The sequence below is a fragment of the Bacillus sp. FSL K6-1284 genome, assembly GCF_038002625.1.
Taxonomy (GTDB): Bacteria; Bacillota; Bacilli; order Bacillales; family Bacillaceae; genus Bacillus; species Bacillus paralicheniformis.
In genome coordinates, this window is record NZ_JBBOCW010000001.1 from 2,146,030 (window position 1) to 2,170,641 (window position 24,612).

The 24,612-nt window shown below is 43.4% G+C and carries 21 protein-coding genes; 2 read left to right on the forward strand and 19 right to left on the reverse strand.

Annotated features, from left to right (window positions below):
* Positions 1–237 precede the first annotated feature (237 nt).
* The 10 genes from MHB72_RS11200 to MHB72_RS11245 all read right to left on the reverse strand — a co-directional run bounded on the left by MHB72_RS11200 (position 238) and on the right by MHB72_RS11245 (position 12,187).
* Positions 238–2,181 carry a BglG family transcription antiterminator gene (locus tag MHB72_RS11200; RefSeq protein ID WP_216920706.1) on the reverse strand — a complete coding sequence of 648 codons (1,944 nt, stop codon included), beginning with the start codon at positions 2,179–2,181 and terminating at the stop codon, positions 238–240.
* A gap of 272 nt (positions 2,182–2,453) precedes the next feature.
* Complete coding sequence (locus MHB72_RS11205) at positions 2,454–3,110, reverse strand: ABC-2 transporter permease (RefSeq protein ID WP_216920708.1); 657 nt, start codon at positions 3,108–3,110, stop codon at positions 2,454–2,456.
* On the reverse strand, positions 3,094–3,972 hold the full coding sequence (locus MHB72_RS11210; RefSeq protein WP_035338678.1) for an ABC transporter ATP-binding protein: 879 nt from the start codon (positions 3,970–3,972) through the stop codon (positions 3,094–3,096). Before MHB72_RS11210 ends, MHB72_RS11205 begins: the two co-directional genes overlap by 17 nt.
* A 2-nt stretch (positions 3,973–3,974) precedes the next feature.
* Positions 3,975–4,349: a GntR family transcriptional regulator gene (locus MHB72_RS11215; protein ID WP_020451666.1), complete on the reverse strand. Its 375-nt coding sequence runs from the start codon at positions 4,347–4,349 to the stop codon at positions 3,975–3,977.
* A gap of 297 nt (positions 4,350–4,646) precedes the next feature.
* Positions 4,647–5,519 carry an SDR family oxidoreductase gene (locus tag MHB72_RS11220; RefSeq protein ID WP_373367298.1) on the reverse strand — a complete coding sequence of 291 codons (873 nt, stop codon included), beginning with the start codon at positions 5,517–5,519 and terminating at the stop codon, positions 4,647–4,649.
* A 16-nt stretch (positions 5,520–5,535) separates the two neighbouring features.
* A complete protein-coding gene (gene uxuA, locus MHB72_RS11225; protein WP_216920710.1) occupies positions 5,536–6,606 on the reverse strand; it encodes a mannonate dehydratase in 1,071 nt (356 codons plus the stop codon).
* Between the two features lie 244 nt (positions 6,607–6,850).
* Positions 6,851–9,259, reverse strand: coding sequence for a glycoside hydrolase family 31 protein (locus MHB72_RS11230; protein WP_216920712.1), 2,409 nt, complete (start codon positions 9,257–9,259; stop codon positions 6,851–6,853).
* Positions 9,260–9,278: 19 nt separating this feature from the next.
* The gene (locus tag MHB72_RS11235) at positions 9,279–10,574 is read right to left on the reverse strand and encodes a TRAP transporter large permease (RefSeq protein WP_023857530.1); all 1,296 of its coding nucleotides are present in this window, start codon (positions 10,572–10,574) and stop codon (positions 9,279–9,281) included.
* Between the two features lie 38 nt (positions 10,575–10,612).
* Positions 10,613–11,128, reverse strand: coding sequence for a TRAP transporter small permease (locus MHB72_RS11240; protein WP_026579627.1), 516 nt, complete (start codon positions 11,126–11,128; stop codon positions 10,613–10,615).
* A gap of 54 nt (positions 11,129–11,182) precedes the next feature.
* Positions 11,183–12,187, reverse strand: a complete 1,005-nt coding sequence (locus MHB72_RS11245; RefSeq protein WP_026579626.1) for a TRAP transporter substrate-binding protein — start codon at positions 12,185–12,187, stop codon at positions 11,183–11,185.
* A 465-nt stretch (positions 12,188–12,652) separates the two neighbouring features.
* Here MHB72_RS11245 and MHB72_RS11250 point away from each other — a divergent pair, with 465 nt between their 5' ends.
* On the forward strand, positions 12,653–13,663 hold the full coding sequence (locus MHB72_RS11250; protein ID WP_023857527.1) for a LacI family DNA-binding transcriptional regulator: 1,011 nt from the start codon (positions 12,653–12,655) through the stop codon (positions 13,661–13,663).
* Between the two features lie 255 nt (positions 13,664–13,918).
* Here the strand turns inward: MHB72_RS11250 and arsC are convergent, their stop codons facing one another.
* The 4 genes from arsC to MHB72_RS11270 form a co-directional block, all read right to left on the reverse strand.
* Complete coding sequence (gene arsC / locus MHB72_RS11255) at positions 13,919–14,338, reverse strand: arsenate reductase (thioredoxin) (protein WP_023857526.1); 420 nt, start codon at positions 14,336–14,338, stop codon at positions 13,919–13,921.
* Between the two features lie 22 nt (positions 14,339–14,360).
* Positions 14,361–15,656, reverse strand: coding sequence for an arsenic transporter (locus MHB72_RS11260; protein WP_216920714.1), 1,296 nt, complete (start codon positions 15,654–15,656; stop codon positions 14,361–14,363).
* Positions 15,657–15,778: 122 nt separating this feature from the next.
* Positions 15,779–16,126 (reverse strand): ArsR/SmtB family transcription factor, encoded by a 348-nt coding sequence (locus tag MHB72_RS11265; protein ID WP_025810779.1) that lies wholly within the window; start codon positions 16,124–16,126, stop codon positions 15,779–15,781.
* Positions 16,127–16,333: 207 nt separating this feature from the next.
* Positions 16,334–16,927, reverse strand: coding sequence for a YdeI/OmpD-associated family protein (locus tag MHB72_RS11270; protein ID WP_216920716.1), 594 nt, complete (start codon positions 16,925–16,927; stop codon positions 16,334–16,336).
* A gap of 123 nt (positions 16,928–17,050) precedes the next feature.
* Between MHB72_RS11270 and MHB72_RS11275 the strand changes: the two genes are divergently transcribed.
* Positions 17,051–17,776: an endonuclease/exonuclease/phosphatase family protein gene (locus MHB72_RS11275; RefSeq protein ID WP_216920725.1), complete on the forward strand. Its 726-nt coding sequence runs from the start codon at positions 17,051–17,053 to the stop codon at positions 17,774–17,776.
* Positions 17,777–17,798: 22 nt separating this feature from the next.
* Here the strand turns inward: MHB72_RS11275 and MHB72_RS11280 are convergent, their stop codons facing one another.
* The 5 genes from MHB72_RS11280 to pflB all read right to left on the reverse strand — a co-directional run bounded on the left by MHB72_RS11280 (position 17,799) and on the right by pflB (position 24,484).
* The gene (locus MHB72_RS11280; RefSeq protein WP_020451679.1) at positions 17,799–18,656 is read right to left on the reverse strand and encodes a RhaT/GlcU family sugar-proton symporter; all 858 of its coding nucleotides are present in this window, start codon (positions 18,654–18,656) and stop codon (positions 17,799–17,801) included.
* Between the two features lie 140 nt (positions 18,657–18,796).
* Positions 18,797–19,990, reverse strand: a complete 1,194-nt coding sequence (locus MHB72_RS11285; protein ID WP_411801282.1) for a glycoside hydrolase family 10 protein — start codon at positions 19,988–19,990, stop codon at positions 18,797–18,799.
* Positions 19,991–20,081: 91 nt separating this feature from the next.
* Positions 20,082–21,284 carry a DHH family phosphoesterase gene (locus tag MHB72_RS11290; protein ID WP_216920730.1) on the reverse strand — a complete coding sequence of 401 codons (1,203 nt, stop codon included), beginning with the start codon at positions 21,282–21,284 and terminating at the stop codon, positions 20,082–20,084.
* Positions 21,285–21,439: 155 nt separating this feature from the next.
* Positions 21,440–22,198 (reverse strand): pyruvate formate-lyase-activating protein, encoded by a 759-nt coding sequence (gene pflA, locus MHB72_RS11295; protein WP_023857519.1) that lies wholly within the window; start codon positions 22,196–22,198, stop codon positions 21,440–21,442.
* 60 nt (positions 22,199–22,258) lie between these two features.
* On the reverse strand, positions 22,259–24,484 hold the full coding sequence (gene pflB, locus MHB72_RS11300; RefSeq protein WP_216920732.1) for a formate C-acetyltransferase: 2,226 nt from the start codon (positions 24,482–24,484) through the stop codon (positions 22,259–22,261).
* Positions 24,485–24,612: the final 128 nt, after the last annotated feature.

Here is a 24,612-nt window from a genome sequence, read left to right on the forward strand (position 1 = left end):
AACGAGCCCCTTCTGATTTACGAGAAACAGTTATTACGAACTAAAAAAGAGCAGTTTGCTCTCGATTGGATAAATTCCCCAGTGTATTTATCTGGATTCTTGCTCAGTTCAGCAATACAAAAAAGAATAGGATAAGCAGAACTGGTCACTGTTCACCTATCCCATTCTGTTGTCATTTATCAAATGCATATCGATATTTTCTTGAATTTTAATGAAGGTCAAGGCAGCGCCCCGCCTTTAATAATCCAAATAAGATAAAAATGTCATGACATTTGTTTCTTTCGTCAGCTTTTGGATGAAAGCAGGCTGCTCGCTCAAGCTGGACAGCTCTTGAAACAATTGTTTTGTCATGTTTTGATCCTCGTGTTTGACAGCCAGCATAAAGACGAGCGATACTTTTTCAGAGCCCCAGTCAAGCGGCTCTTTTAATGTGGCGATCGCAATGGCTGATTGTTTAATCAATTTGGCGTTCGCGTGAGGAATGGCGATGCCCGCTCCGATGTTTGTCGCCGACATTTTTTCTCTCATGACTGCCTGTACAGCATATTCTTTTTCTACATAGCCTTTCTCGTATAAAGCCATCGCCAGCTGTTCAATCAGCTTGTAGCGGTGTTCTGATTCTTGCTGCAGGAAGACGAGGAAAGGAGTTGTGTCATTCAGCACTTTAAACGTTTTTTGTATTTGCCGGGACGATTCACCGAGCTGATCCATAAAAGCGCTGAGCTTTTTCTCATCGGCCGACTCGAGCAGCGGAGATATAACGATATGGGGAATTGATAAATCCTCCAGGCTGACCGTTGATATGACAAGATCGATATCTTCATGTCGTGCAGTATAGTCCGCCAAATCAGCTTTTGCGATGCAGTCCATCACGGCAATTTGGTAGAATTTCCGTTCAATTTTTGTCCGCAGCAGCTGTGACATCCCGATGCCCATATGACAGACAATGATCGCTTTTTTATGCTTGTCTTTTCCATAGCTGAAGCGCTCGATCGCCGCTTGGAAATGCAATGTCAGATAGGCGGCTTCTTCCTCGGGAATCGAAAGTGAAAACGTTTGGTTGATGTCTTCAAGAACATCAATGACAGTATGAAACAGATATGGGTACATTTTTTTGATATCGTTGAGCATCGGATTTGATACGGAAAGGTCATAGCTCAGCCGGTTTAAAACGGTATTAAGGTGAATTTTCAATCCGTTAATCAAAACCCGGTTCTCGCGGAAATCCATCATTTTCAACTCTGAGACACGCCGAATTAAATATTCGACAACCTTTGGAAGCAAAGGGTTTTCCAGTCCGTTCTCCCCTTCTTTCCCAAATGGATAACGAACTTTGCCGCCTAATATATGCAATGTTAAATAGACGGCCTCTTCTTCAGGAAAGCGGATCGCAAAAACAGCTTCCAGCCGTTTTAAACAAGCAAACGTCCACTGAAATTCTTTTTTCTTTTTGACTGCATCTATTTCTTCCGGAGAAATGGTAATCGGCTGTTTCATTTTGATGCGGCGAATCATCAGCAGTGTATGCAACAGTAAATTTTCGAACGTTTCATCAGTGAAATATAAAGAATGTCGCTTTTGCAATGATCTGATTTCGCTTTTAACAAATTCCACTTCATGGCTTAAAAATTGGCTTTTAATAAATCGGCTTGTAAACTCCGGGTTATCAATCAACTCCGAGATGCGCGCCAGCGCTTTTCTCTTATTTTTTTCACTTCCTTCGATCTTTAAACCGAGGCGCTGCTTGGACACAAGAGTGAGGCCAAACCGCTGGAGCCAAACTTCGATTTGATTCAAATCCCTTTTAATGGAAGACTTATTCAAGAAGTGCTCGGCAGCCATTTCTTTTGCAGAAACCGGCTTTGGATTCATTAATAACTGATAAGCGATTTGCAGCATCCTTTCTTCATCGGATTGCTGCTGTGCGGCGTGATGTTCGGTATATAACTGCCGGCTTAAACGGACCCTTTCATGATCTTCAATATTCAAATAAACGCCCAGTCCCGGTTTGCGAATCAATTGAGCATCAGAGTGCTGATTGAGATAATCTTCAATCGTTTTTAGATCATTTCTGATCGTTTTTTCAGAACACTTTACCCTGTCTGCGAAATCTTGTACGACTAAATAGTCTTCAGGTTCAGATAACAACAGATTCAGAATGTCTTTTTGCCTTGTATTCATTTCTCTCTCACCTGTTTTTCTATCCTTCCCTAAAAAGAAATGATAGTATAAGTATACTACAAACGTAACCGTTTACATTATACAGTGAAATAAAAGGGCCAAAAGTTTCGTTTTTTACCGAAACTTCCGGAAAAAATGCTTTTATCAACACGGAAATTTTTCTTTTATAGGAATTTTTTATAATAGATGATAGTGGGAGGAAAGTAAAACAGCCGTACGGTTCTAAGCAACGAAAAAAGGATCAGCGAAAGCTCCTCCCGCTGATCCTTAAACTAAAATTCTCTTTTATTATAAAAGCTGAGCGATATCGCATATGAAACAGAAATCATCACGAGCAGTACGCCAACCAAAAGGATGAATGTGCCCGCATTTGACATTTCACTCAGAAAAGCCGTTAATTTTTGACTTAGTGCAAGGTTTTCCCCCGCATTTATAAATTTAAAAAAGGCCGTCCCTCCAAATATAATGACGAAAAATATGATGATATTGGCCATTTTGGACTTCAAATAGCCGTACTTAAAAATCAGCGGAAATGAGATCGAGCTAAATAAAGTGACAGCCACAACAGCACCCATGACGCCTGAAAGTGTCAATGGGAAATCAAGCGGCAAGTGCAGCATTTGTCCGATTGCATTGATCAAAGAATAGAAGAGAATGGCATAAGCCGCATAGACATAAACCGATACATATTTTGATAAGACGATGATGTTTCTTTTAATGGGCAAGCTGATCAGGATTTTATCACTGTTGTTTTTGTCTTCTAAGGAGCTTGCGCCTAATGCCAGCTGATATGTGACAGCCAAAACCGCCACTGTATATCCGACGAGCTCAAGCTGTGACAATGTAAAAGTAAAAAATATCATCAATAACAGCGATAGTTTCATTGCTCTTTTCTGCATTAAAATATCCTTTTTAATAAGATGATACATGTTGATCACTCCTGCCGGTTGAAAATACCAAAATATCCTCCAAAGTCGGTTTTTCGATCATGACCGAATCCCCGAAATGCTGAACGACTCCCCGCTTATCTTTGGAGAGCGCTTCGAAGCCATAGCTGTTTTTCTTAATGCCGATTAAGGCGTCTTCGTTTCCTTTATGCAGCGTATCGAGGTCTCCTTTTACAATGCAGTACTCCTCCAACAGCTCATCCTTTGTTTTGCTCAGCACGAGCCGGCCGTTATGAATGAAAGTGATATAGTCCGCTACTTTTTCTAAATCAGAGGTAATATGCGTCGAAAAGAAAATCGACTTGTTTTCATCCTGCAGCAATGTTTGCAGCACGTCGAGGAGCTCCGATCTGACAAGAGGATCGAGTCCTGATGTCGGTTCATCCATGATCAATAATTCGGCATGATGGGAAAGCGCGACCGCCAATGAGAATTTCATCTTCATTCCTTTTGACAAGTTTTTGATCTGCCTGTTTAAAGGGAGCTGGAAGTCTTTTGCGTACCGCTGAAAAACAGCCTCATCCCATTTTTTGTAAAACGGTCTGATGATTCCTTTCATTTCGTTCGGTGTCAGTTCTTCGTAAAAATGATTTTCATCGTATACAAAGCCGATCCTCTGCTTGATTTCGATATTGTGCTTTTCATTGTCGAGACCGAAAATGCTGATGTCCCCTTCGTCTTTTTTGATCAGGTTCATGATCAGCTTGATGGTCGTGCTTTTTCCGGCTCCGTTCGGGCCGATAAAGCCCATAATATATCCTTTTTCAAGCGAGAAGTTGATGTTTTTTAAAGAGAAATCTTGATAATGTTTTGATACATTTTTTAATTCCAGTATGCTGGTCATTTTTACCACTCCTCATAAACCAGTTTGAGCATCTCTTGAAGTTCCTCGTATGTAAAGCCGATTTGTTTCGCTTCAGTGACGGCTTCTGCTATGTGTTCTTCGATCAATTTGACTTTTGTTTCTCGAAGCACGTCTTTGTTGATCGCTGCGACATACGAGCCCTTTCCCGCGACTGTGACGATAAACCCTTCTCTCTCCAGTTCGTCATAGGCTCTTTTTGTTGTAATTACGCTGATTTTAAGCTCTTTGGCCAGGTTTCTGATCGATGGGAGCGCCTCTGACTCCGAGAGTTCTCCCTTGACGATTTGATCTTTTAATTGGTTGACGATCTGCAAATAAATCGGTTCATCCGATGAATTTGAAATGATGATATTCAATGCATGACATCCCTCTATTCGTTATAACTGTATATATACAATATAAACAGTTATAACACCTTTGTCAAACAATAACAAAACAATACATATTAGCAGCGGAAAACCTCCTGCTTCCTGCACGGCGGTAGTGATTCGGTAATATTGATGAAATAAGGAAGCAGATCATACAATTGTTTATCTTCTTGCCTGTAAAAAGGAAAAATTGAATTAATAAATCCCAATTTCTCAATGTGGCACAGAGAAATTGGGATTTTTTCAGTGTTGAAAATCAGCTTTTTGAAGCAATACCTCTCTTAGTTATACTCCAGAATAGGCGGAGAACCCTCCATCGACCGGTATGATGGTTCCAGTTACAAATCGCGAGGCTTTATCGCTTACCAACCATAATAACGTTCCGATTAGATCTTCCGGAACCCCAAATCTATCCAACGGCGTCTGGTTGATAATTTTTTGTGCTCGCTCCGTATATGTTCCGTCTTCATTGAGCAATAGGCTCCTATTTTGGGCGGTAAGAAAAAAGCCTGGGGCAATGGCATTGACACGAATTCCGACTTTTGACATATGCACAGCAAGCCATTGGGTAAAGTTACTGACGGCCGCTTTTGCACCGCTGTAGGCGGGAATTTTCGTCAGCGGCGTATTGGCGTTCATGGATGAGATGTTAACGATCACATTTCCGTCGTGATCAGCCATGTCTTTTGCAAATACTTGAGTGGTTAACAGTGTGCCAAGAAAGTTTACATCAAATACAGACCTTACTCCCTCTATTTCTAAATCAAAAAACGTAGTCAATTCTTTAGTATTCAAGTCTTTTTTATATAAATATTCTTTATCTGTTGTTCCCATTGGATGGTTGCCGCCTGCACCGTTAATTAGAATATTGCATCTGCCGAATGTTCTGTTAATGAGTTGTTTCGCTTGTTCAAGGCTTTGTTTATCAAGGACGTTTGCTGTAACGGCAAGTGCTTCGCCTCCGTTTTCTTGGATCTCTTTCGCTACTCTGTCTGCCGATTCAGCTCTTCGGCTGACTACTGCTACTTTTGCACCGCATTGAGCTATTGCTTTAGCGAAACAGCTGCATAAAATGCCGCCTCCACCTGTCACTACAGCCACCTTATCTTTCAAGTTGACATGAAAAGGAATCTGCACATTCATCCCTCGTCTCTGCATTTTAGTTAGTGCTTGTTCATTTATTGCATTCAAAGGCTATCCGCTTCTTTTCTTTCGTCAATGTTTCCCACATTCCATTTAAATACACTGCACCCAGCGCACGGTCATATAAACCATAACCCGGTTTACCGGCCTCTCCCCAAATCATTCTTCCATGATCCGGTCTGGCTGGTCCGGCAAAATCTATATCTCTTAATGCTCTTACGATTTCATACATATCTAAAGAACCGTCTTCTGAACGGTGGGAGGATTCTTGAAATGACTTTTCTCCGATGATCTTAATGTTTCTCAGGTGCACAAAGTTGACTTTTCCTTTTTTTCCGAAATAACGAATCAATTCCGGAATATCATTTGTTGAATTCACACCCAGTGACCCGCTGCATAAACACAAACCGTTAAAGGAGCTGTCATAGAGATTAATCAATCGCTCCAAATTCTCTTTGTTCGTTATGATTCGAGGCAGTCCAAAGATAGGCCATGGCGGATCATCCGGGTGAATCGCCATTTTGACTTGTTCATTTTCTGCCGCCGGTATAACCGCTTTAATAAAATACGAAAGATTTTCCCATAAATCCTCTTCCGTAATGTGCTGATATTGTTGAAAAAGATTCTTTAGCTGTCCATCTTCATAGCTTGTGTCCCAACCGGGAAGTTTTAGTTCACCATGTAATGGATTCATTTGTCTAACTTTTTTTTCTTCATAAATTAATGCTGTAGAACCGTCTTCTAGTGCATAGTCTAAAGAAGAACGAGTCCAGTCAAATACAGGCATGAAATTGTAACAAACGATTTTAACTCCCGCTTTTGCCAAGTTGCGTATCGTCGTTTTATAGTTTTCAATATATTGATCTCTTGTCGGAAGACCTAATTTAATATCTTCATGGACAGGTACACTTTCAATGACACTTAACGATAGACCATGATTTTCAATTTTTTCTTTTAACTCTACAATTTTCTCATAAGGCCATGCTTCCCCTACAGGAATATCATAAATGGCCGAAACAATTCCAGTAACGCCGGGAATTTGGCGAATATACTCTAATGTGACCGGGTCGCTGTCTCCGTACCATCGAAACGTCATTTGCATGGTTCTCCCATCCTCTTCCCTCTTATTATTTAACATTCGATATCATCATTTCGCATGACAATAACAATATATTGGAGCGGTTTTTTTCAAAAGAATTTGCCGATTAGTATCCGCTTACATAAATTTTCATGATCATGATTCATGTGTCGTGCTAGATGACAAAATTCAGCTGGCCGGGATGTAACCGCGGACAAAGATTCTTGCTCGATTAATGGAAACATCATCATCATGTGGCCTTAATCTTTTAATCACACGGCAAACTGTAAGAAAACGCTCCGTTCTTGCTTTCCAGCTCTGTGCCATTTACGATCAGTTTTCTCTTTTCTCCATTTGGTACGTGAAAAGTGAGTTGATCATACGATAACTCGTATGTTCCTTCCTTTTGTATTGAAAGATTGATCCCGTCTTCTGTTGTCTCCATATCGACATGTATAAAGGCAAATGTACGAGTATATTCATTTGTTAACCCATCATCTTCATACAAACGATAAGTCGATTTTCCTTTTCCTTTGAATGGGAATAACAAAAATCCTCTTTCATCTTGGTTCTTTGTTTGGAATGTCACTTTTGCACCATTTACCGGAACCATCGCTCCCGCTTTCGCTAATAGCGGAGTATAATGTAATGGTGCCGGCAGAACGACTGTCTTCCCTCCTTCATACCATGTTCCCGTATGGAAATCATACCAGCCTTTTTCATGGTTCGGTAAATATACCTCCCGCTCCGTCATTCCTTTTTCGACGACAGATGCAACCAGCAAAGATTCACCAAGTATAAATTCATCGTTCTCTTCAAATGTTTTCTCATCATGTTCAAAATCATAAAATGTCGGTCGAATGATCGGCTGATAATGTTCGTGCGCATCATATAGCGCGGTGTAAATGTAAGGGATGATCTTATGTCTAAACTTAATGAGTTCACGGATTTCATCGATTGTTTCAGGAAACATCCATGGTTCATTAACTGTCCCGTCATCGTTCCACGAATGAATGGTAAATCTCGGATGCATGATGCCGTTTTGAATCCATCTTACGAATAGCTCCGGTTCAGGGGCCGGTCCTGAAAATCCGCCGACATCATGGCCGAAATTGTAAATGCCTGATAAACTTAGACCGATGCCTGTTTTAATGTTAAATTTTAATGTTTTCCAGCTTGTTCGGTTGTCACCGGTCCAAGTTTGTGCATAACGGTGCATGCCGGGACATCCGGATCTTGAGATCAGGTACGGGCGTAATTCCGGGTTGTATTCTAGCTGAGCTTCGAAAGACGCTTTCATCATCAAAAGCGGATGAAGCGCGCGGATCAGTTCAAACTCCACTTCTTTGCCGAAGCCGTGACACTTGGCGTTTTGACTCCATATTTCAAACTCGTTATTATCGTTCCAAGTTGAATCAATTCCGTATTCCAACAGCTTTTCTGTTATTTGAGCCTTCCACCAGTCGAACGTTTGGCGCTTCGTGAAGTCTAAATAAGCTCCGATATCATCCCAAAATTGGGCCATTTCCGGTTTTTGTGTTTCTCTGTTTACAATGAACATGTCTTTTTCTTGTAGTTCATCAAAGTACGGATGATCCTTTAGCAAACACGGTTTAATGTTGGCGCATAAACGGACGTCCTTCTCATGGAAGTGTTGCACCATCTCTTTTGGAGCAGGGATTTTGATCTCATCCCAGTTAAAGACATAACGTTTGTCACCGATAGATGTGTATCCTGACGATAATTGAAACGAATCGCATAACATATCATGTTCTTCACAAAGACGAACGAAGTTTTTTAATTGTTCCTGTGCATTTGGCGCATCGGTATAGCTCATCGTAGAGCCTGAATAGCCCAGGCTCCATTTTGGCGGCAAGATCGTTTTGCCTGTCAGCCAAGAGAATGTTTCGACTACATCTTTTATTTTCGGACCGGCTATGAAGTAGTAGTCTAAATCCCCCTTTTCAGCCTGATAATAGCGGTACAGTCCATGATAGTTATCAAGCTCTGAACCCATATCAAAAATGGAAGCTGATAGATTATCATAGAACATTCCATAGGAGATGCCTGTTTTCTTATGACGTGTAATATAGAATGGGATATGCTTGTATAGCGGATCTGACCACTCTGCGTCGTACCCCATCGCATCGATATTTAACATCCGGTAGCGTTTCCCGTGTTTATCGACGTTTCCCGTTTTCTCGCCAAATCCAAAATATTGTTCCTGGACATCGCGTTGTAAATAATGGTATACGTCCTTTCCAAAAGCCCCTTCAAAATTATACCCTTGTGTTTGCCGATCGTTTGCAACATTGATCCATTCAGAACCATTGTGATAAAACCAGCTGATTCTAAAGCCGTTCAATTGAACATGAAGCTTGACCTTACCGGTTTTCACGATAAAAACATCTTTGACTTGCTGGAATTCGTATTGAGGCAATGTAAATCCGCTCATGTCTAAACGATGGCGTCCCTCCCATGGCACATCGATCTGTCCAGGCGCGACACTCCACGTTTTTTCAAGCGTTAACGCTTCTTCCTCCGTCAGTAAAATCCGAATTATATCTTCTTCAAGAATGAATATTTTCGCATGTGCATGACCGTCATTTAAATGAAAATGCAGCACATTTTTCTCTTCTTTCATAAATGTAAACATGTAGGTTTCTTTAATTGACATTAAATAGACGCCTCCTGTCTTAAAGTCCAAATAATTGAGGCAGCATTAAGCTGATTTGTGGAATGTAGGTAACAATTAAAAGGACGATCATGATCGCAGCATAAAATGGCAGAATCGGTTTAACCACTCGTTCAATATCAACTTTACCTATGCTGCAGCCCACAAACAGAGCACTTCCCACAGGAGGAGTGATATTGCCGATACAAAGGTTAAATACAATCATAATTCCAAAATGCACGGGATCCATGCCAAAGCTTTGAACAATTGGCAGAAAGATTGGAGTGAAAATTAATACAGCCGGAGTGATGTCCATAAATGTACCGATTATTAATAAGATGATATTCATCAACAGCAAGATCAAAATTGGGTTATCTGTAATCCCTAGAATTCCATTGCTGATTGCCGTCGGTATGCCTGTAAACGCCATGACCAATGAGAGCATCGTTGATGTCCCAACCAAAAACATAATAACGGCTGTGATTTCTACCGTTTCCAGCAGCATTTGGGGGAGCTGTTTCCATTTCAATGTCCTATAAAAGTGCGATAACAATAAGGAATAAGCCACCGCTATTGCCGCTCCTTCAGTTGCTGTAAAAACACCGGCGATAATACCCCCGATTACGATTACAATGAGCAACAGGCTTGGAATCGCATCGAGCAGCACTTTAAAACCTTGACTAATCGTAATTTTTGGCGCAACAGGGTACTTTTTCTTTTTTGCAATCATACAGGCGACAACCATCGTAGCCAGCCCCCACAAGATTCCGGGCAAATAGCCCGCCATAAATAAAGCGGCTACAGATGTTCCGCCGCTGACTAATGAGAAAATGATCAAAAGACCGCTAGGCGGAATAAGCAAACCAGTTGGTGCAGAAGCAATATTTACTGCGGCAGAGTAAGTCCGGTCATATCCTTCTTTTTCTTGCAGCGGCGACATGACCCCGCCGATTGCCGCCGCCGCAGCTACAGACGAACCGGAAATGGAACCGAATAACATGTTTCCGACAACATTTGTATGGGCCAGAGAACCGGGCAGCCTGCCGCTGATCAATTTTGCGAAGTTAATGAGCCGCATTGCAATACCGCCATTATTCATAATAATGCCTGATAAAATGAAGAACGGTACCGCTAATAAAGCAAAGCTGTCGATTCCAGTGACCATTTTTTGCGCCGAAGTGAAAATGGCAACATCAAAAGGAAAAATGGTAAGCATTGTTACAATGGATGCCGCCGCAATACTTACAGAAATCGGAACGCCGAGAAACAACAATATGAAGAATACTGCCGATAAAATGAGACCTGCTGCTATGGCCATATCATTTCACCTCTTTTTTAGTTTTCAAAAAGCCTCAGTCACATCTTTGCTGCTTTTTTTACATCATCACCTGACTTTTGTTTTGAATTGAATTCATGTAAAGATTCATATAAACCGGCCAAGTTGTATCCAATGATGAGTATGCCTGCAACAGGAAGTGATAGATAAACAAATCCCACCGGTATCCCTAATGCTGCTGAAGATTGCTCCATTGTGGTGATCACTGCTTTCGAACCTCCTAAGACCAACACAATCAGAGCAAAAGCAATCAAAAGAATCTGAATGAAAGTATGAACGAAAACAGCTGCTTTTATTGGAAGTTTTCGAACGATAAATTCTATCGCCAAGTGCTTTTTTTTCCAAAATGCATAGGCACCGCCCAACATAGAGATCCATATCAGTGAATAGCGTAAAAATTCTTCTGAAAACGTACTGGGAGAATTTAGTACATATCGCGTAAATACTTGCCATATCGCAACCAAAACCATGATGGCCATTAGTGTGCAAGTCAAACATTCAATCGTTTTATTCACTGCTTTTTTTAAAGCTAGCATATACATCCCCCCTTATCGAAACATATTCGAGTCCCTCATTCATCCAGAGTCATTTTACTTTTTTAGCTTTCGCACAATTTTCCTATAGTATTTTCCGATCAATTCTTTTTTGGCAAACTCATCATGAAGCGGGCTTACCGCTTCCCGGAATGGAGTCTTGTCTGGTTTGTGGAACTTCACTCCCATTTCCTTTGCCTTCTTAACCGCATTTTCAGTTTCTTCAGCCCAAACGATTTTGTGATACTCAGTAGATTCTTTCGCCGCTTCGATCACCGCATGCTGCTGCTCTTCGCTTAATTGATCCTTTTTGTCCAAATTCATGATTAAAATATCCGGAACGATCGCATGTTCTGAGTATGAATATTCTTTTGCCACTTCCCCGTGATTGCTGCTTGTTAAAGCCATTTCGTTGTTTTCGGTGCCATCGATTACACTTGACTGCAATGCTGTATACACTTCTCCATAAGCCATTGGAGTAGGTGCTCCACCCATGAGTTCCACCATTCGAATCGCTGTAGCACTCGGCTGCACCCGAATTTTTAAACCTTTAAGGTCATTTGGGTGCATAATCGGTTTGTTCTTTGTGTAAAAGTTCCGTGAACCGGCATCATAGTAGGTTAATCCAATAAAACCTATGTTTTTCGTTGTATCATACATTTCTTTTGCAATATCACTGTCCATGGCTTCATAGAAATGATGTTTGCTGTCAAATAAATAAGGCAGGCTGAAGATGGAGTAGACCTCTGAAAAACTTTCTAAAGCGCTCGCACTTACTTTAGCCAGATCGACAGCCCCGGTTTGTGTCAATTCAATCACTTCACGCTCTGAACCGAGCTGAGCATTTGGATACAATTGTACTTTAACGGTGCCATTGGTTTTCTTTTCTACGTCTTTTGAAAATTTGAGTAAAGACTTGTGGACGGGGTGCTCCTCATTATGGTTGTGAGCAAGCCGTAACGTTACGGTTTTATCGGTGCCTATTACATCGCTGCTTTTACATCCCGTAAGCATCCCAAAGATTAAAGCGCATACAAAAAACACGGATAGCATTTTTCTCATGAACTACCCTCCTTGAATCTCATGACCGTTGCATTCTAAGCAATGATTGATTGCGATTCATGATTTCTTTCATCGTCATATTTTTTGATAGCGTTTACAATTTCGCTCAAATAGTGAACGAATAAGTAAAATTATTGCATTGTATGTTTCGGTTTATCCCCTGAATCCCGTTTCCGATAATGTTCAGTAACAATTTGTGTAATATTTTATCGGTGCAAGACATTAGATGATCGTCTTTCTCACCCTTCCCCTCCTTTACAATAAGTTTAACAACGTTGTTAAAAATAAACGTTGCTTCATCATCCGAAAAACTCCTTTAACAACGTTGTTATTTTATTCGGAAGATGTATATGATTGTTATTTCATGATGTATCATTTATAATAACAACGTTGTTATTTATTATCATAAAATTATTTTCGAAAATTTGCAATAATATATTTTTAAGGATTTTTTGGAGGTCCAAAATGACTGTAACTATTAAAGACATCGCCCACGCTTCCGGAGTAAGCTATTCAACAGTCTCAAAGGCTTTAAGAAACAGCCCTCTTGTAAAACCGGATACAAAGAAAAAGGTCTTGCAAGTTGCCGAACAATTAGGGTATACTCCGAATTTTGCAGCGAGAAGCTTGGCATCTAAAAAAAGTCAAACGATCGGACTTGTCTGGCCTACAATTGAAAGAATCGCTTTATCGGCACTTGTTACAAAAATAAATGAAGTAGTCGAAAAGAACAGCTATTCAATGATTTTATCCGTTAACAGAGCTAAAGAGGCAGTGGAATTGTTCAAGAGTTTTCGCGTGGATGGGATCATGATTTTTGAAGAAGGCGGCGAAACTCAGCTTAGTGATGATACTGGATTAACGATTCCTATCTTATCTTACGGAGTGTCAGGTGAACATACACATCCTATTATCGATGTCAATCATAAAAAAGCAATTTACAAAGCCGTTGCGTATCTGTATCAACTTGGCCACAAAAACATTAGCTACGTCGGCGACCTTTCCCCTGCCGATAAGCGTCAGATTGAAAAAAGCAAAGGGTTTGAAGAGGTTATGATGGAAGCCGGTTTAAAGTTAAGTCGAAACAGTATTTTAAATACTAATGGGTTAAGCTGGTATAACGGTTACACCGCTGCGAAAAAACTGTTACAACAAACCTCAAAACCTACAGCTATTATTAGCGGAAGCTACGATATCAGTGTAGGGATTTTACGAGCCGTAAAGGAACAACAGCTCAGCATACCCGAAGACCTATCTTTAATTTCTTATGATAATATTCCTCAAATGGCAAGCCTTGAAACCCCGCTGACGAGCGTAGGGGTTCCAATCGATCAATTGGCTCACAAAATGGTCGATTCTCTGCTGTCTCTTATTCGTGAGCCGGGCTCAATACCATTAACTCAAAAAATGGACCCTGAATTAAACGTCAGAATGTCATGCGCTTCTCCAGCAGTTTTAGGTAAAGAAAACAATTAACATTTAAAACGAGTCTTTCAGGTCATCTTTTCTTATTAAAGTGAAAAATCCCCGGCCTGGGGGTTTTTTAGTGTTTGCCGGGAATCCCTTGGTACTCATTCAGCCTCTGGCAATGGATCTTACAGAATTTCTCGGTAAATTGATTTTTGAATTTTTACATGAACGGCCGCATGCCTTTTGGTACGTTCTTTCTTTATCAAAAATAGATGTTTCTAAAAAATACAAAGCTCAGGTAACAATACCTGAGCTTTGTATTTATTCGCCTGTCTCCGCAAAACGCTTGACCCGCTCTCCAATTTCATCGCGTACACGCTGAAAGAATGCCCATTTTTCTTCTTCTGTCCCTTCTGCTTTGGCGGGATCGTCAAAACCCCAATGCTCGCGCTTGACGTGCGGCGGTGTCATCGGGCATTTATCAGCCGCGTCCCCGCACAGCGTAATGACGAGGTCTGCGTTGTGTAAGATATCGGGATCAATGATATCGGACGTCTGCTCAGAAATATCGATGCCTGCTTCTCGCATGGCTTTGACCGCGTTCGGGTTTAAACCGTGCGCTTCAATCCCTGCACTGTAGACGTTCCACTCGTCTCCGAGGTGTTTCTTCGCCCAGCCCTCAGCCATTTGGCTGCGGCAAGAGTTGCCTGTGCATAAAAAATAGATGGTCTTTTTTGACATTTGTCATCGTCTCCTATCATGTTTAATGGATGATCAACAGCCACACATAAAGTCCGGCAAGCGTGATGAACAGGGTTGGAATGGTCAAAATGACACCTGTTTTAAAATAGGTTCCCCAAGAAATCTTTACGCCTTTCAGTGAAAGGACGTGAAGCCACAATAGCGTCGCCAAGGAGCCGATTGGCGTGATTTTCGGACCGAGATCAGAGCCGATGACATTAGCGTAAATCAGCGCTTCTCTGAGAATCCCGTGTGTGTCGGTATTGTGAATCGCAAGCGCATCAATCATCACCGTCGGCATATTGTTCATAAGTGAAGACAGAATGGCTGCGATAAAGCCCATTCCGATTGTTCCGATAAACAGCCCTTGATCGCTGACGGTCTGTATGACCTGTGAGAGAACGTCCGTTAAGCCGGCATTTCTCAAACCATATACGACGACATACATCCCTAGTGAAAAGAAAACAATCGCCCAAGGCGCTCCCTTCAGCACTTTCTTCGTTTGTACCGCGGGGCTGTTTTTCGCTGTGAATAAGAAAATGACGGCGATCGCACCTGCGATGATTGAGACGGGGATTGAAAACAGTTCGCTCATAAAGTAACCGCCCAACAGAACCGCTAATATCAGCCATGACAAACGGAATATTTTCCTGTCTTTAATCGCCTCTGCCGGCTGTTTTACATTTGTCATGTCATAATGCCGCGGAATGCTTTTTTTGAAAAACAAAAAAAGCACGATCATGCTTGCGATGAGGGAAAACAGGTTAGGAACTATCATTCTTGTTGCATATTCGATAAATCCGATGTTGAAAAAGTCGGCTGAGACAATATTGACAAGGTTGCTGACAACAAGCGGCAGCGATGTCGTATCCGCGATAAATCCGCTTGCGATAATAAAAGGAAAAACGAGCTTTTCTTGAAAATGTAACGCGCGTACCATGGCGAGGACGATCGGCGTCAAAATTAAAGCTGCTCCGTCATTGGCAAACAGAGCCGCTACTACGGCTCCGAGCAGGGAAACATAGACGAACATCCGAATGCCGTTTCCTTTCGCTGCCTTGGCCATGTGCAGGGCGGCCCACTCGAAAAATCCGATTTCATCAAGAATCAGGGAGATGATGATGATCGCGACAAAAGCCAAAGTCGCATTCCATACGATTCCCGTCACATCTAATACATCCTGAAAATTGACGACCCCGGCAATTAAAGCCAGCGCCGCACCTCCGCAGGCCGACCAGCCGATGGATAGATTTTTCGGCTGCCAAATGACAAGCGTGAGGGTCAGCAGAAAAATCAAAATGGCTAAGACTGTCGTCATCGCGTGTACGCCTCCTTCATAGGTTTCCTCTCCGGACACATCTTATAATAAAATCGTTATATAAGTCAATGCTTATATAAAAAGTGAAATGAAAAAGAGGGAACCGTCCTCCCTCTGCTTTTTTATTGGCACGAAACGGGTCTTTCTTTTCTTTTAACGGTTTGGAGAACCTCATCATGTTCATCGATCTGATTGAGAATGGCAAGGACCAATTCGCGCTCCGGAAAGTCGTCATGAAGCGAATAAAAACGCCATTGCTCCCTTCTTTCTTCCTTGATCATATTTGCACTTTTCAGCTTTCGTAAATGCTGGCTTATGGCGGGCTGGCTTGTTTCAAACATATCGACAAGCTGGCAGACGCAATATGGTTTCTCCTGGAGCAGTTTCAGAATCAAGAGCCGGGTAGAGTCGCTCAATATCTTCATGCAGCTCACCGTGCTTTTCGAATCAAGCTTCGTTTGTACGGTCATGACATTCCCTCCAATCTCAGGCGCTTTGCAGCCGGTATATTGCCTCCATTATATAAATGTCTTTTTATATAATCAAGCGGTGATCATCAAGGTATGGATCTCGTGCCATTCGAAAAATTGAGCGGCCCTTCACTAATCAATTCACCGCTTCTTCGGCCATATGGTTATGATTCGCCTCTCTCATGAAAACGGTAGTTGCGAAATAGACTAGTCATTCAATCCCTTTCCATCAAGAATTTGCTTTGTATATTTTTCAATCCTCGATTCTCGGGTTTTGGATTGTTTTGGTTTAGAAAAATAAAGAATATATGCTCTTTGCCGTCCCGGCGTCAATTTTTCAAAAGCCGTTTTTAAAGCCGGGATTTCAGCGAATTTTTTTTGCAGTTCTTCAGGAATCGTATATTCCGCAGCCTTTTTAAACTCTACTTCAAGACCGGCTTTTTCCACTTCAATCGCTTCATTTATGTAAGCTTTCAAGATGGTTTCCATTTCAGCTATTTCTTGTACATTGGTGAATCGAATCTGCCGCGCGGCTTGTACATTCTCCGTTTGCTGGATGAGAATCCCGTTGGGGTCCTTTAACAAGGCGCCTTTGTGAAACAAGAGCGCACAATATTCTTTAAATCCATGGATTAATACGATGTTTTTATTCTCGAACGTATAACAAGGATGTTTCCACTTGAAATCTTCGTTCAGCTCACAGTCAAGAACGATTTGACGCAGCTTCTCAAACTCTCCCTTCCACTTCTCGGCTTTGCTTAAAAATTCATCAACCTTTGGATTCGTTCTGCTATTTGTCATCAAGGAACACTCCTCTTTATATCATAATGTCATTTTAACCTAATCTCGTTCCGCCGACAGCAGAAATATTTTAATCGTTCCGGAGGTACAATATGCTTAGCTTAAAGAAGAGGCGGGTTGATTATGAAATTTGGCATCATGACATTTAATATCCATCATGGAAAAGGAAGGGACCGTCGCGTTGATTTAGAGAGAACAGCCGGTGTGATCGCCGAGAGCGGCTGCGACATCGTCGGCCTTAATGAAGTAGATCAGCATTTCTCCAATAGAAGCGATTACGAAGACCAAATCGGATCGTTAGCAGAACAATTGAACATGCACTATGCGTACTGCCCCTCCCTTTCATTGAGTTCCGGTGATTCTTCAGTGAACAGGCAATACGGGAACGCTCTCTTAACGCGTTTTCCGATTGTGAAAGAACGGCATCATTCATTCAACTTTGTCAAAGGGCTGATCGAAGGAAGGTCTCTTCTTGAGGCTGATGTCCGGATCGGTGATCGGCTCCTTCGCGTTTTTGTTACGCATTTGAGCCTGAATCCGTGGCTTCACGGCAAGCAGACGGATTTTTTAATCGAGAGGGTTCAAGAGAGCGATCTGCCAGTGATCGTCATGGGAGACTTTAATATGAAGCCTCATTCACGGGGATGGACAAAGGTCGCGGAGAAACTGGCCGACCTGTGGGATGAAAGACAATACGGACAGGGATTCACGCACCCTTCGCACCGCCCGAGACGACGCTTGGACTACATCTTCCTCAGCCGGTCTTTTCATGTGTCAGCGGCTGAAGTTGTCGCCGTTGATCCGAACGCTTCCGACCACCTGCCGCTTAAGGGCATCGTCACATATTAAAGGACGGCTTTAGAAGCCGTCCTTAAGCTTTTGCAATGCCCAGCAAAACGCCGGCTGCGACGATTAATATAATGCCGATGGCGATACCGATCAGCTGCCGCTTCGTTTTCTTTTCGCCGAGCAAAATAATGCCGCCGAGCGTTGAGATGACGATTCCCATTTGCGATAGCGAAAAACTGGTCGCTACGCCGACCCGCGGCTGGGAAATGAATAAAAACATGTTTCCGGCTGCCCAAATTAAACCTGGAATGATATTTTTGATGACGTAAAAATTAAACGGCTTATGCCTGAATGTCAAGATCAAGCCGCCGGCTACCATGCCGATAGCCTGAGGAAAAAGAGCCGCCCAGCCGCTGACATCGAAAAGCCGTACGACGACGACATACACGAGATAGCCGAATGTGGAAATCAGCAAAATCACGATTCCCTTTTTCATGTCGCCGGTTTTTTCCTCCGATTTTTGGCTGCGGTCTTCCAGCGATGTCAGCACGATTCCCACGATGATGAAAATCAGCGCCAGAATCCCGAGAACAATCGAGATTGTCGTCGCCCACTCGCGAAAAACAAGCACGCCGAACAAAGAAGTGGATACAAGCTGAAGTCCCGTTGAGATCGGCATCGTTTTAGACACGCCGATCAACTTGATGCTTTTCAGTTGATTGGTCTGACCGAGCGCCCAAAATAGTCCGGAGACGACGCCGACGGCAAATATACGGGGAGATAATTCAGGCTGGACGACGAAGTAGATTCCGATTGAAAAAATTAAAGCGCCAAATGTCGTACCGAGCACCTGGCTGTACGGTCCGCCCCCAAGCTTTACATTAAAGAGCACAATGCTTCCCCAGAAAATCGCTGGTAAAATCGCTAAGAAAATGTCCATTTGATTTAAACCTTTCTTTCCTTGTTTTTATCTATTAAGGTGCTCTATTCATGCGATTTTTAACACAAAAAATCCATTTTGAACATTGTCAAAATGGATTGGTACTGTTACCGGCGGCCGTATCACTAAAATATCAGTTTTCACTGTTTGCTGTTTACGCTGTCAAGCCAAGGCATACCGGGAATAGCTGCCGGTTTTTTGTACAAGTCCTGGATCAGCCTGTCTTTTATGCCGAGCGGGTTCCGGTTTAAATCTTTCAGGCTGAAATGGATGCTTCCCATCACATTTGAGGCGCGGTTTAAGGCAATCTGGCGCGGATATTCTTCAGGATCTGACCAGGAGGGATCTGAGTTTTGATTGATTTTATAGGCTGCTTGTCCGATGTATAAATGAACGGGGCGTTGGCTGACTTCATTTTTCCACCAGTCTACTAAAATGTCGTAGGAAGCCGGGGCAAAGCCGATGCTCCAGTAGATTTGCGGGGCGATGTAATCGATGTATCCCTGCCTGATCCATTCCCTCGTGTCAGCATAAAGGTCGTCATAGTTTGTCATTCCGGCGGCTGTATTCGATCCCGTCGGATCATCTGCTATATTGCGCCATACACCAAAGGGGCTGATTCCAAATTTGACCGATGCTCTTTCTTTTTTGACGGCGGCGTTGATCTGTTTGACAAGCTGGTTGACGTTGTCCCTCCGCCAATCTTCAATATTTGAAAAACGGTCCTTTCCATATTGTTCATACGTGCTCAAGTCGGGAAATTCGACGCCCGCAATTTTATACGGATAAAAATAGTCATCCATATGAACGGCGTCGACTTGGTAATTCTTGACGACCTCTGCTATGCCTTGGACAATGAATTCCTGTGCCTCAGGAATGCCGGGATTGTAATACAGCTGTCTGCCGTAGGCAACGACCCAATCGGGGTGCATTCTAGCCGGGTGATCCTGTGAGAGCCTGTTCAAATCCGTATGATTCATCGTGATCCGATAAGGGTTGAACCATGCATGAAATTCAAGCTTTCTTCGGTGGGTTTCTTCGAGCAAAAATGACAGCGGATCGTAGCCGGGGTCTTTTCCTTGAACGCCTGTTAAGTATTCCGACCACGGCCCGTATGCGGAAGGATAAAACGCATCCGCCGCCGGCTTAATTTGAACGACAACTGCGTTCATCCCCATGGCTGTCACAGCATCCAAAAGCTTCACATATTCTGTTTTTTGCTCTTCGATTGTCAGCCCTTTTTTCGAAGGCCAGTCAATGTTTGTGACGGTGGCGATCCACACGGCCCGAAATTCTTTTGTTTCGCAGCTTGTGTTCTTTTCTTTCATGAACATCTCCCCTTTTGGAAAAATCGGAACTTTCTGTTATTATATGCCAGCTGTTCTTTTTTGTATATGAAAAAACAGGCCAAGACTGTCGAAGTCTTTAGCCTGTCGTTTGGATCGCCTGTTTGACCTGCTGCATCAAATATTGGACAAACGCTTCATCCCTTGCGAGCCATGCAGCATAATTTCTTTTAATAAACCGTTCTGCCTCTTCGAATGAAGTAAATGTCTCATGCTGAGTCACGCCGTTTACTTGAATGTTCCAGCCGTGTTCTCCAGGAAAGAGAAAAAACCGGTCTTCGTCCCTGTTGATATAAAGGCTGCCGTTGTCCGACTCTTTTACATTATAGACGTTTTTAAAGGCATCCGCTCTCAAGGGCTCCAGCGGAAACGGTTCAGTCACATACAGCTTGAATGCTTCATCTGTCAGCGGGCACCCCGCTGCCTTGGCATGGCCGCCTCCGCCGAACGTGCCGGCGATTTCTGATACATCTGTTTCATCATGGATGGTGCGAAGGCTCACTTTTTTGCCGCCCATATTTAAGATGGCGATATAGTCAAGGTGCGGATACGTTTTTCCGAGTTCGTTCCCTACTTCGGAATGATAGGATTCCGCATGCACGATGCCGACGCAGTGTGCATTGATGAAGGTCTGAACGATTTCCCGCCGTTTCCTGCGGATATATCGTTCAATTTTTTCTTCTTCCATATCCAAGATTTTTTCTTCGAATTCATCAAATGAAAACGCGTCGCTTTCTTTAAGGCGCCGGACCATTTTTTCCTCAAATTCGTCAATGGAGACCATAAAAAACAGGTCATTCAGGCGCTTTGCTTCGAGCGCGTCCGTCTGTTCCCATTCCCATGTATCATAGAGGCGTACGAGTTCGACAAACTGATCCATCGCTTTTGTCTCTTGAATGTGGCCGTTGTCTATTAAGTATTCATAAAAAAGAGAAGTCGCTGAAGCGAGCCTGCCGTCCTCATATTGAACTTTTACCATGCCCCAAGAGCGTTCATTCAAATGAAGCGCAGTTTTGTGGTGGTCGATGAGTTTGACCTTTCCGCCCGCTTCAGCATATTGGTCCAGCCTTTCTTCATTTTCTTGATGAACGGACAAGTCCGTAATAAACAGGCCTTCATGCTGTTTTTCTTTTCCTTTTGTCCGTTCCAGAAAACGTCCGACTTGCATATCAAGTCCGGTGACCGAATTGTAGCGGACCTCGACCCGTTCGCCAAAGGCCACCTTTGCGAGAATTCCGCAGCCGACTCCATCCAAGTCGTTGTGAGAATACAAATGATACATGCTTCCCGCCCACCTTGCTGTTTTATTGTCGGCCTGCCGCAGCAGGCGCATCTTTCTCATCTTACTATTGTAAAAAAAGGGATTTTTTATACGGTTGTGCGGTAAGACAAAAAGGACAGCTTTTTGTTGGAAAAAGTCTGTCCGGTTAAAAGGGTTTATGTTTCTTGCAGCATGGCTCCGCCTTGCAAGTGGGCGGTGAGTAGTCTGTATGCGTTTTCGGCCCTGGCGGCACTTGGCGGTTCAACCCCTTTTAATGGATAATCCAGGCCAAGCGCTTCCCACTTGTAGACGCCGAGTTTGTGATAAGGAAGAACCTCCACCTTCTGAACGTTCCCCAGCGTGCCGATAAACGTGCCGAGGGCTGCTAAATCGTCATCGATATCAGAGATCCCCGGAACCAGTACATGGCGGATCCAGACGGGGACTTGATGATCAGCGAGAAACCGGGCAAAATCCAATATGTGGTCATTCGGCATTCCTGTCAGGTTGATATGTTTTTTCCTGTTGATATGCTTGAGATCAAGCAAAACAAGGTCTGTATACTGGATCAGCTCTTTGATCTGCTCTTGAAATGCCGGCGCCGCCGAATAGCATCCGCCGGACGAATCGAGCGCCGTGTGTATGCCATGGCTTTTACAGGCTTTGAACAGCTCGATTAAAAATGGCAGTTGTAAAAGCGGCTCGCCTCCGCTAACGGTGATGCCTCCGCCTGATGATTGAATAAACGGGAGATATTGCTGGACATCCTGAACGATTTCGGAAACCGTCATTTGTTTTCCGGTTCCGATTTCCCATGTATCAGCATTATGGCAAAATTGACAGCGCATCAGGCAGCCTTGTGTGAAGACGACATATCTGATGCCCGGACCGTCAACGGTGCCGAATGTTTCGATCGAATGAATATTTCCATCCATGATGAAGATCACCTCTTTTTATGGGGCGGAGCGCCTCGGCCGCGCTCCGCTTTATGCTCGTTACATCGATTCATGGAAGGTACGGCTGATAACGTCTAACTGCTGTTCTTTCGTCAGCTTAATAAAGTTGACCGCATAGCCTGAGACGCGAATCGTTAACTGCGGATATTCCTCCGGATGTTCCATGGCGTCGAGCAATGTTTCTCTGTTAAATACGTTTACATTTAAGTGATGCCCTGTTTTTGCGGCGTAACCGTCAAGGATGCTTGATAAATTGACGGCGCGGCTCTCTTCGTCTTTGCCAAGCGCTTTCGGGACGATCGAAAAGGTGTTGGATATGCCGTCGAGCGCATAGCTGTAAGGCAGCTTTGCCACTGAAGACAGCGATGCAAGCGTTCCTTTAGTATCGCGGCCGTGCATCGGATTCGCGCCTGGAGCAAACGGTTCTCCCGCCCGGCGTCCATCCGGCGTATTTCCGGTTTTCTTGCCGTAAACGACGTTTGACGTGATCGTTAAAATTGACATGGTATGAACAGACTGGCGATATGTCTGGTGCTTGCGCAGTTTTTTCATAAAGCGCTTGACAATGTCAACGGCGATCGCGTCGACGCGGTCATCATTATTTCCGTACTTAGGAAAGTCGCCTTCTGTTTCAAAATCGACGGCAATGCCGTTTTCATCGCGGACAACATTGACTTTGGCATATTTGATAGCGCTTAACGAATCGGCCACAACGCTCAAGCCGGCGATCCCGGTGGCCATCGTCCGCAAAATGTCCGTGTCGTGCAGCGCCATTTCAATTCTTTCATAGCAATATTTATCATGCATGTAGTGAATGACATTGAGCGTATTGATGTACAAGCCTGCAAGCCATTCCATCGTCTGATCGAATTTATGCATGACCTCGTCATAGTCCAGCACATCGGAAGCAACCGGAGGCATTTCCGGACCGACTTGCATTTTATGCTTTTCGTCTTTTCCGCCATTAATCGCATATAAAAGCGCTTTCGCCAAGTTGGCGCGTGCTCCGAAGAACTGCATTTGTTTGCCGATTGCCATTGCCGATACACAGCAGGCGATGCCGTAGTCATCCCCGTATTCAGGACGCATGATATCGTCATTTTCGTATTGAATCGAGCTCGTTTTAATCGACATTTTGGCACAGTAGTTTTTAAACTTTTGCGGCAGCCTGACAGACCAAAGGACGGTTAAATTTGGTTCCGGCGCCGGACCTAAATTGTCAAGCGTATGCAGGAAACGGAACGAGTTTTTCGTGACGAGTGCGCGTCCGTCGTGCGCTATTCCGCCGATTGATTCTGTCACCCACGTCGGATCGCCGCTGAACAGCTCATTGTAGTCAGGTGTGCGTGCAAATTTGACCAAGCGCAGCTTCATGACAAAATGGTCGACAAGCTCTTGGGCCTCCTGTTCTATTAATGCGCCCGTTTTCAAATCTCTTTCGATGTATATATCAAGGAACGTGGACACGCGGCCAAGGCTCATTGCTGCTCCATTTTGCTCTTTAATGGCAGCCAAATAGGCAAAATACAGCCATTGAAATGCTTCTCTTGCATTCGCCGCAGGCTCGGAAATGTCAAAGCCATAACTTGCTGCAAGTGCTTTAAGTTCATTCAATGCCCGGATTTGTTCTGACAATTCTTCACGAAGGCGGATGTTTTCTTCAGACATCACGCGAGAGGTGCCGGCCGCATCTTTTTTCTTTTCATCGATCAGGAAGTCCACGCCGTAAAGCGCCACTCTCCGGTAATCGCCGATGATGCGCCCGCGCCCGTAAGCATCAGGCAGTCCGGTAATGATTCCGACCTTTCGGGCGAGTTTCATTTCGTCCGTATACGCGTCAAACACGCCTTGGTTATGGGTTTTGCGGTAATCGGTAAAGATTCTTTCCACTTCTTCATTCAATTCAAAACCATAGGATTCACATGCTTGTTTCGCCATGCGAATGCCGCCGAAAGGCTGAAGCGACCGTTTAAACGGCTCATCGGTTTGAACGCCGACGACTTTTTCCAAGTCTTTGTCCAAATAGCCGGGACCGTGCGAGGTAATCGTTGAGACGATCTCTGTATCCATATCGAGGACGCCTCCGTTTTCACGCTCTTTTTTTGTCAAGTCCATTACGTGATCCCATAATGCCGATGTAGCTTCCGTCGGAGGTTCGAGAAACGATTCGTCACCTTGATATGGCTCAAAGTTCGAGAGAATAAAATCGCGGACATTGACTTCTTTTTGCCAAACGTTTGTGGTGAAACCTTTCCATTGTTCCATTTAAATCCCCCTCTTTTCAAGTTGAAATGATATAACAGTTGTTGCATTTATATCTTATGTTTAATATAACAGTTTTGAATGTGATAAAAATCACATATTTTGTGAAATAGTTAACAAATTTAAGAAAG

Coding starts and splice junctions, on each gene's coding strand:
- pflA (WP_023857519.1), bottom strand. CDS start 22,198: ATGGATGGAAATATTCATTCGATCGAAACATTCGGCACCGTTGACGGT.
- MHB72_RS11290 (WP_216920730.1), bottom strand. CDS start 21,284: ATGTATCATTTGTATTCTCACAACGACTTGGATGGAGTCGGCTGCGGA.
- MHB72_RS11260 (WP_216920714.1), bottom strand. CDS start 15,656: ATGACGACAGTCTTAGCCATTTTGATTTTTCTGCTGACCCTCACGCTT.
- MHB72_RS11240 (WP_026579627.1), bottom strand. CDS start 11,128: ATGCTAGCTTTAAAAAAAGCAGTGAATAAAACGATTGAATGTTTGACT.
- MHB72_RS11235 (WP_023857530.1), bottom strand. CDS start 10,574: ATGGCCATAGCAGCAGGTCTCATTTTATCGGCAGTATTCTTCATATTG.
- MHB72_RS11250 (WP_023857527.1), top strand. CDS start 12,653: ATGACTGTAACTATTAAAGACATCGCCCACGCTTCCGGAGTAAGCTAT.
- MHB72_RS11205 (WP_216920708.1), bottom strand. CDS start 3,110: ATGTATCATCTTATTAAAAAGGATATTTTAATGCAGAAAAGAGCAATG.
- MHB72_RS11245 (WP_026579626.1), bottom strand. CDS start 12,187: ATGAGAAAAATGCTATCCGTGTTTTTTGTATGCGCTTTAATCTTTGGG.
- MHB72_RS11220 (WP_373367298.1), bottom strand. CDS start 5,519: ATGCAGAGACGAGGGATGAATGTGCAGATTCCTTTTCATGTCAACTTG.
- MHB72_RS11270 (WP_216920716.1), bottom strand. CDS start 16,927: ATGACAAATAGCAGAACGAATCCAAAGGTTGATGAATTTTTAAGCAAA.
- uxuA (WP_216920710.1), bottom strand. CDS start 6,606: ATGCAAATGACGTTTCGATGGTACGGAGACAGCGACCCGGTCACATTA.
- arsC (WP_023857526.1), bottom strand. CDS start 14,338: ATGTCAAAAAAGACCATCTATTTTTTATGCACAGGCAACTCTTGCCGC.
- MHB72_RS11275 (WP_216920725.1), top strand. CDS start 17,051: ATGAAATTTGGCATCATGACATTTAATATCCATCATGGAAAAGGAAGG.
- MHB72_RS11230 (WP_216920712.1), bottom strand. CDS start 9,259: ATGTCAATTAAAGAAACCTACATGTTTACATTTATGAAAGAAGAGAAA.
- MHB72_RS11210 (WP_035338678.1), bottom strand. CDS start 3,972: ATGACCAGCATACTGGAATTAAAAAATGTATCAAAACATTATCAAGAT.
- MHB72_RS11285 (WP_411801282.1), bottom strand. CDS start 19,990: ATGTTCATGAAAGAAAAGAACACAAGCTGCGAAACAAAAGAATTTCGG.
- pflB (WP_216920732.1), bottom strand. CDS start 24,484: ATGGAACAATGGAAAGGTTTCACCACAAACGTTTGGCAAAAAGAAGTC.
- MHB72_RS11280 (WP_020451679.1), bottom strand. CDS start 18,656: ATGGACATTTTCTTAGCGATTTTACCAGCGATTTTCTGGGGAAGCATT.
- MHB72_RS11265 (WP_025810779.1), bottom strand. CDS start 16,126: ATGACCGTACAAACGAAGCTTGATTCGAAAAGCACGGTGAGCTGCATG.
- MHB72_RS11200 (WP_216920706.1), bottom strand. CDS start 2,181: ATGAATACAAGGCAAAAAGACATTCTGAATCTGTTGTTATCTGAACCT.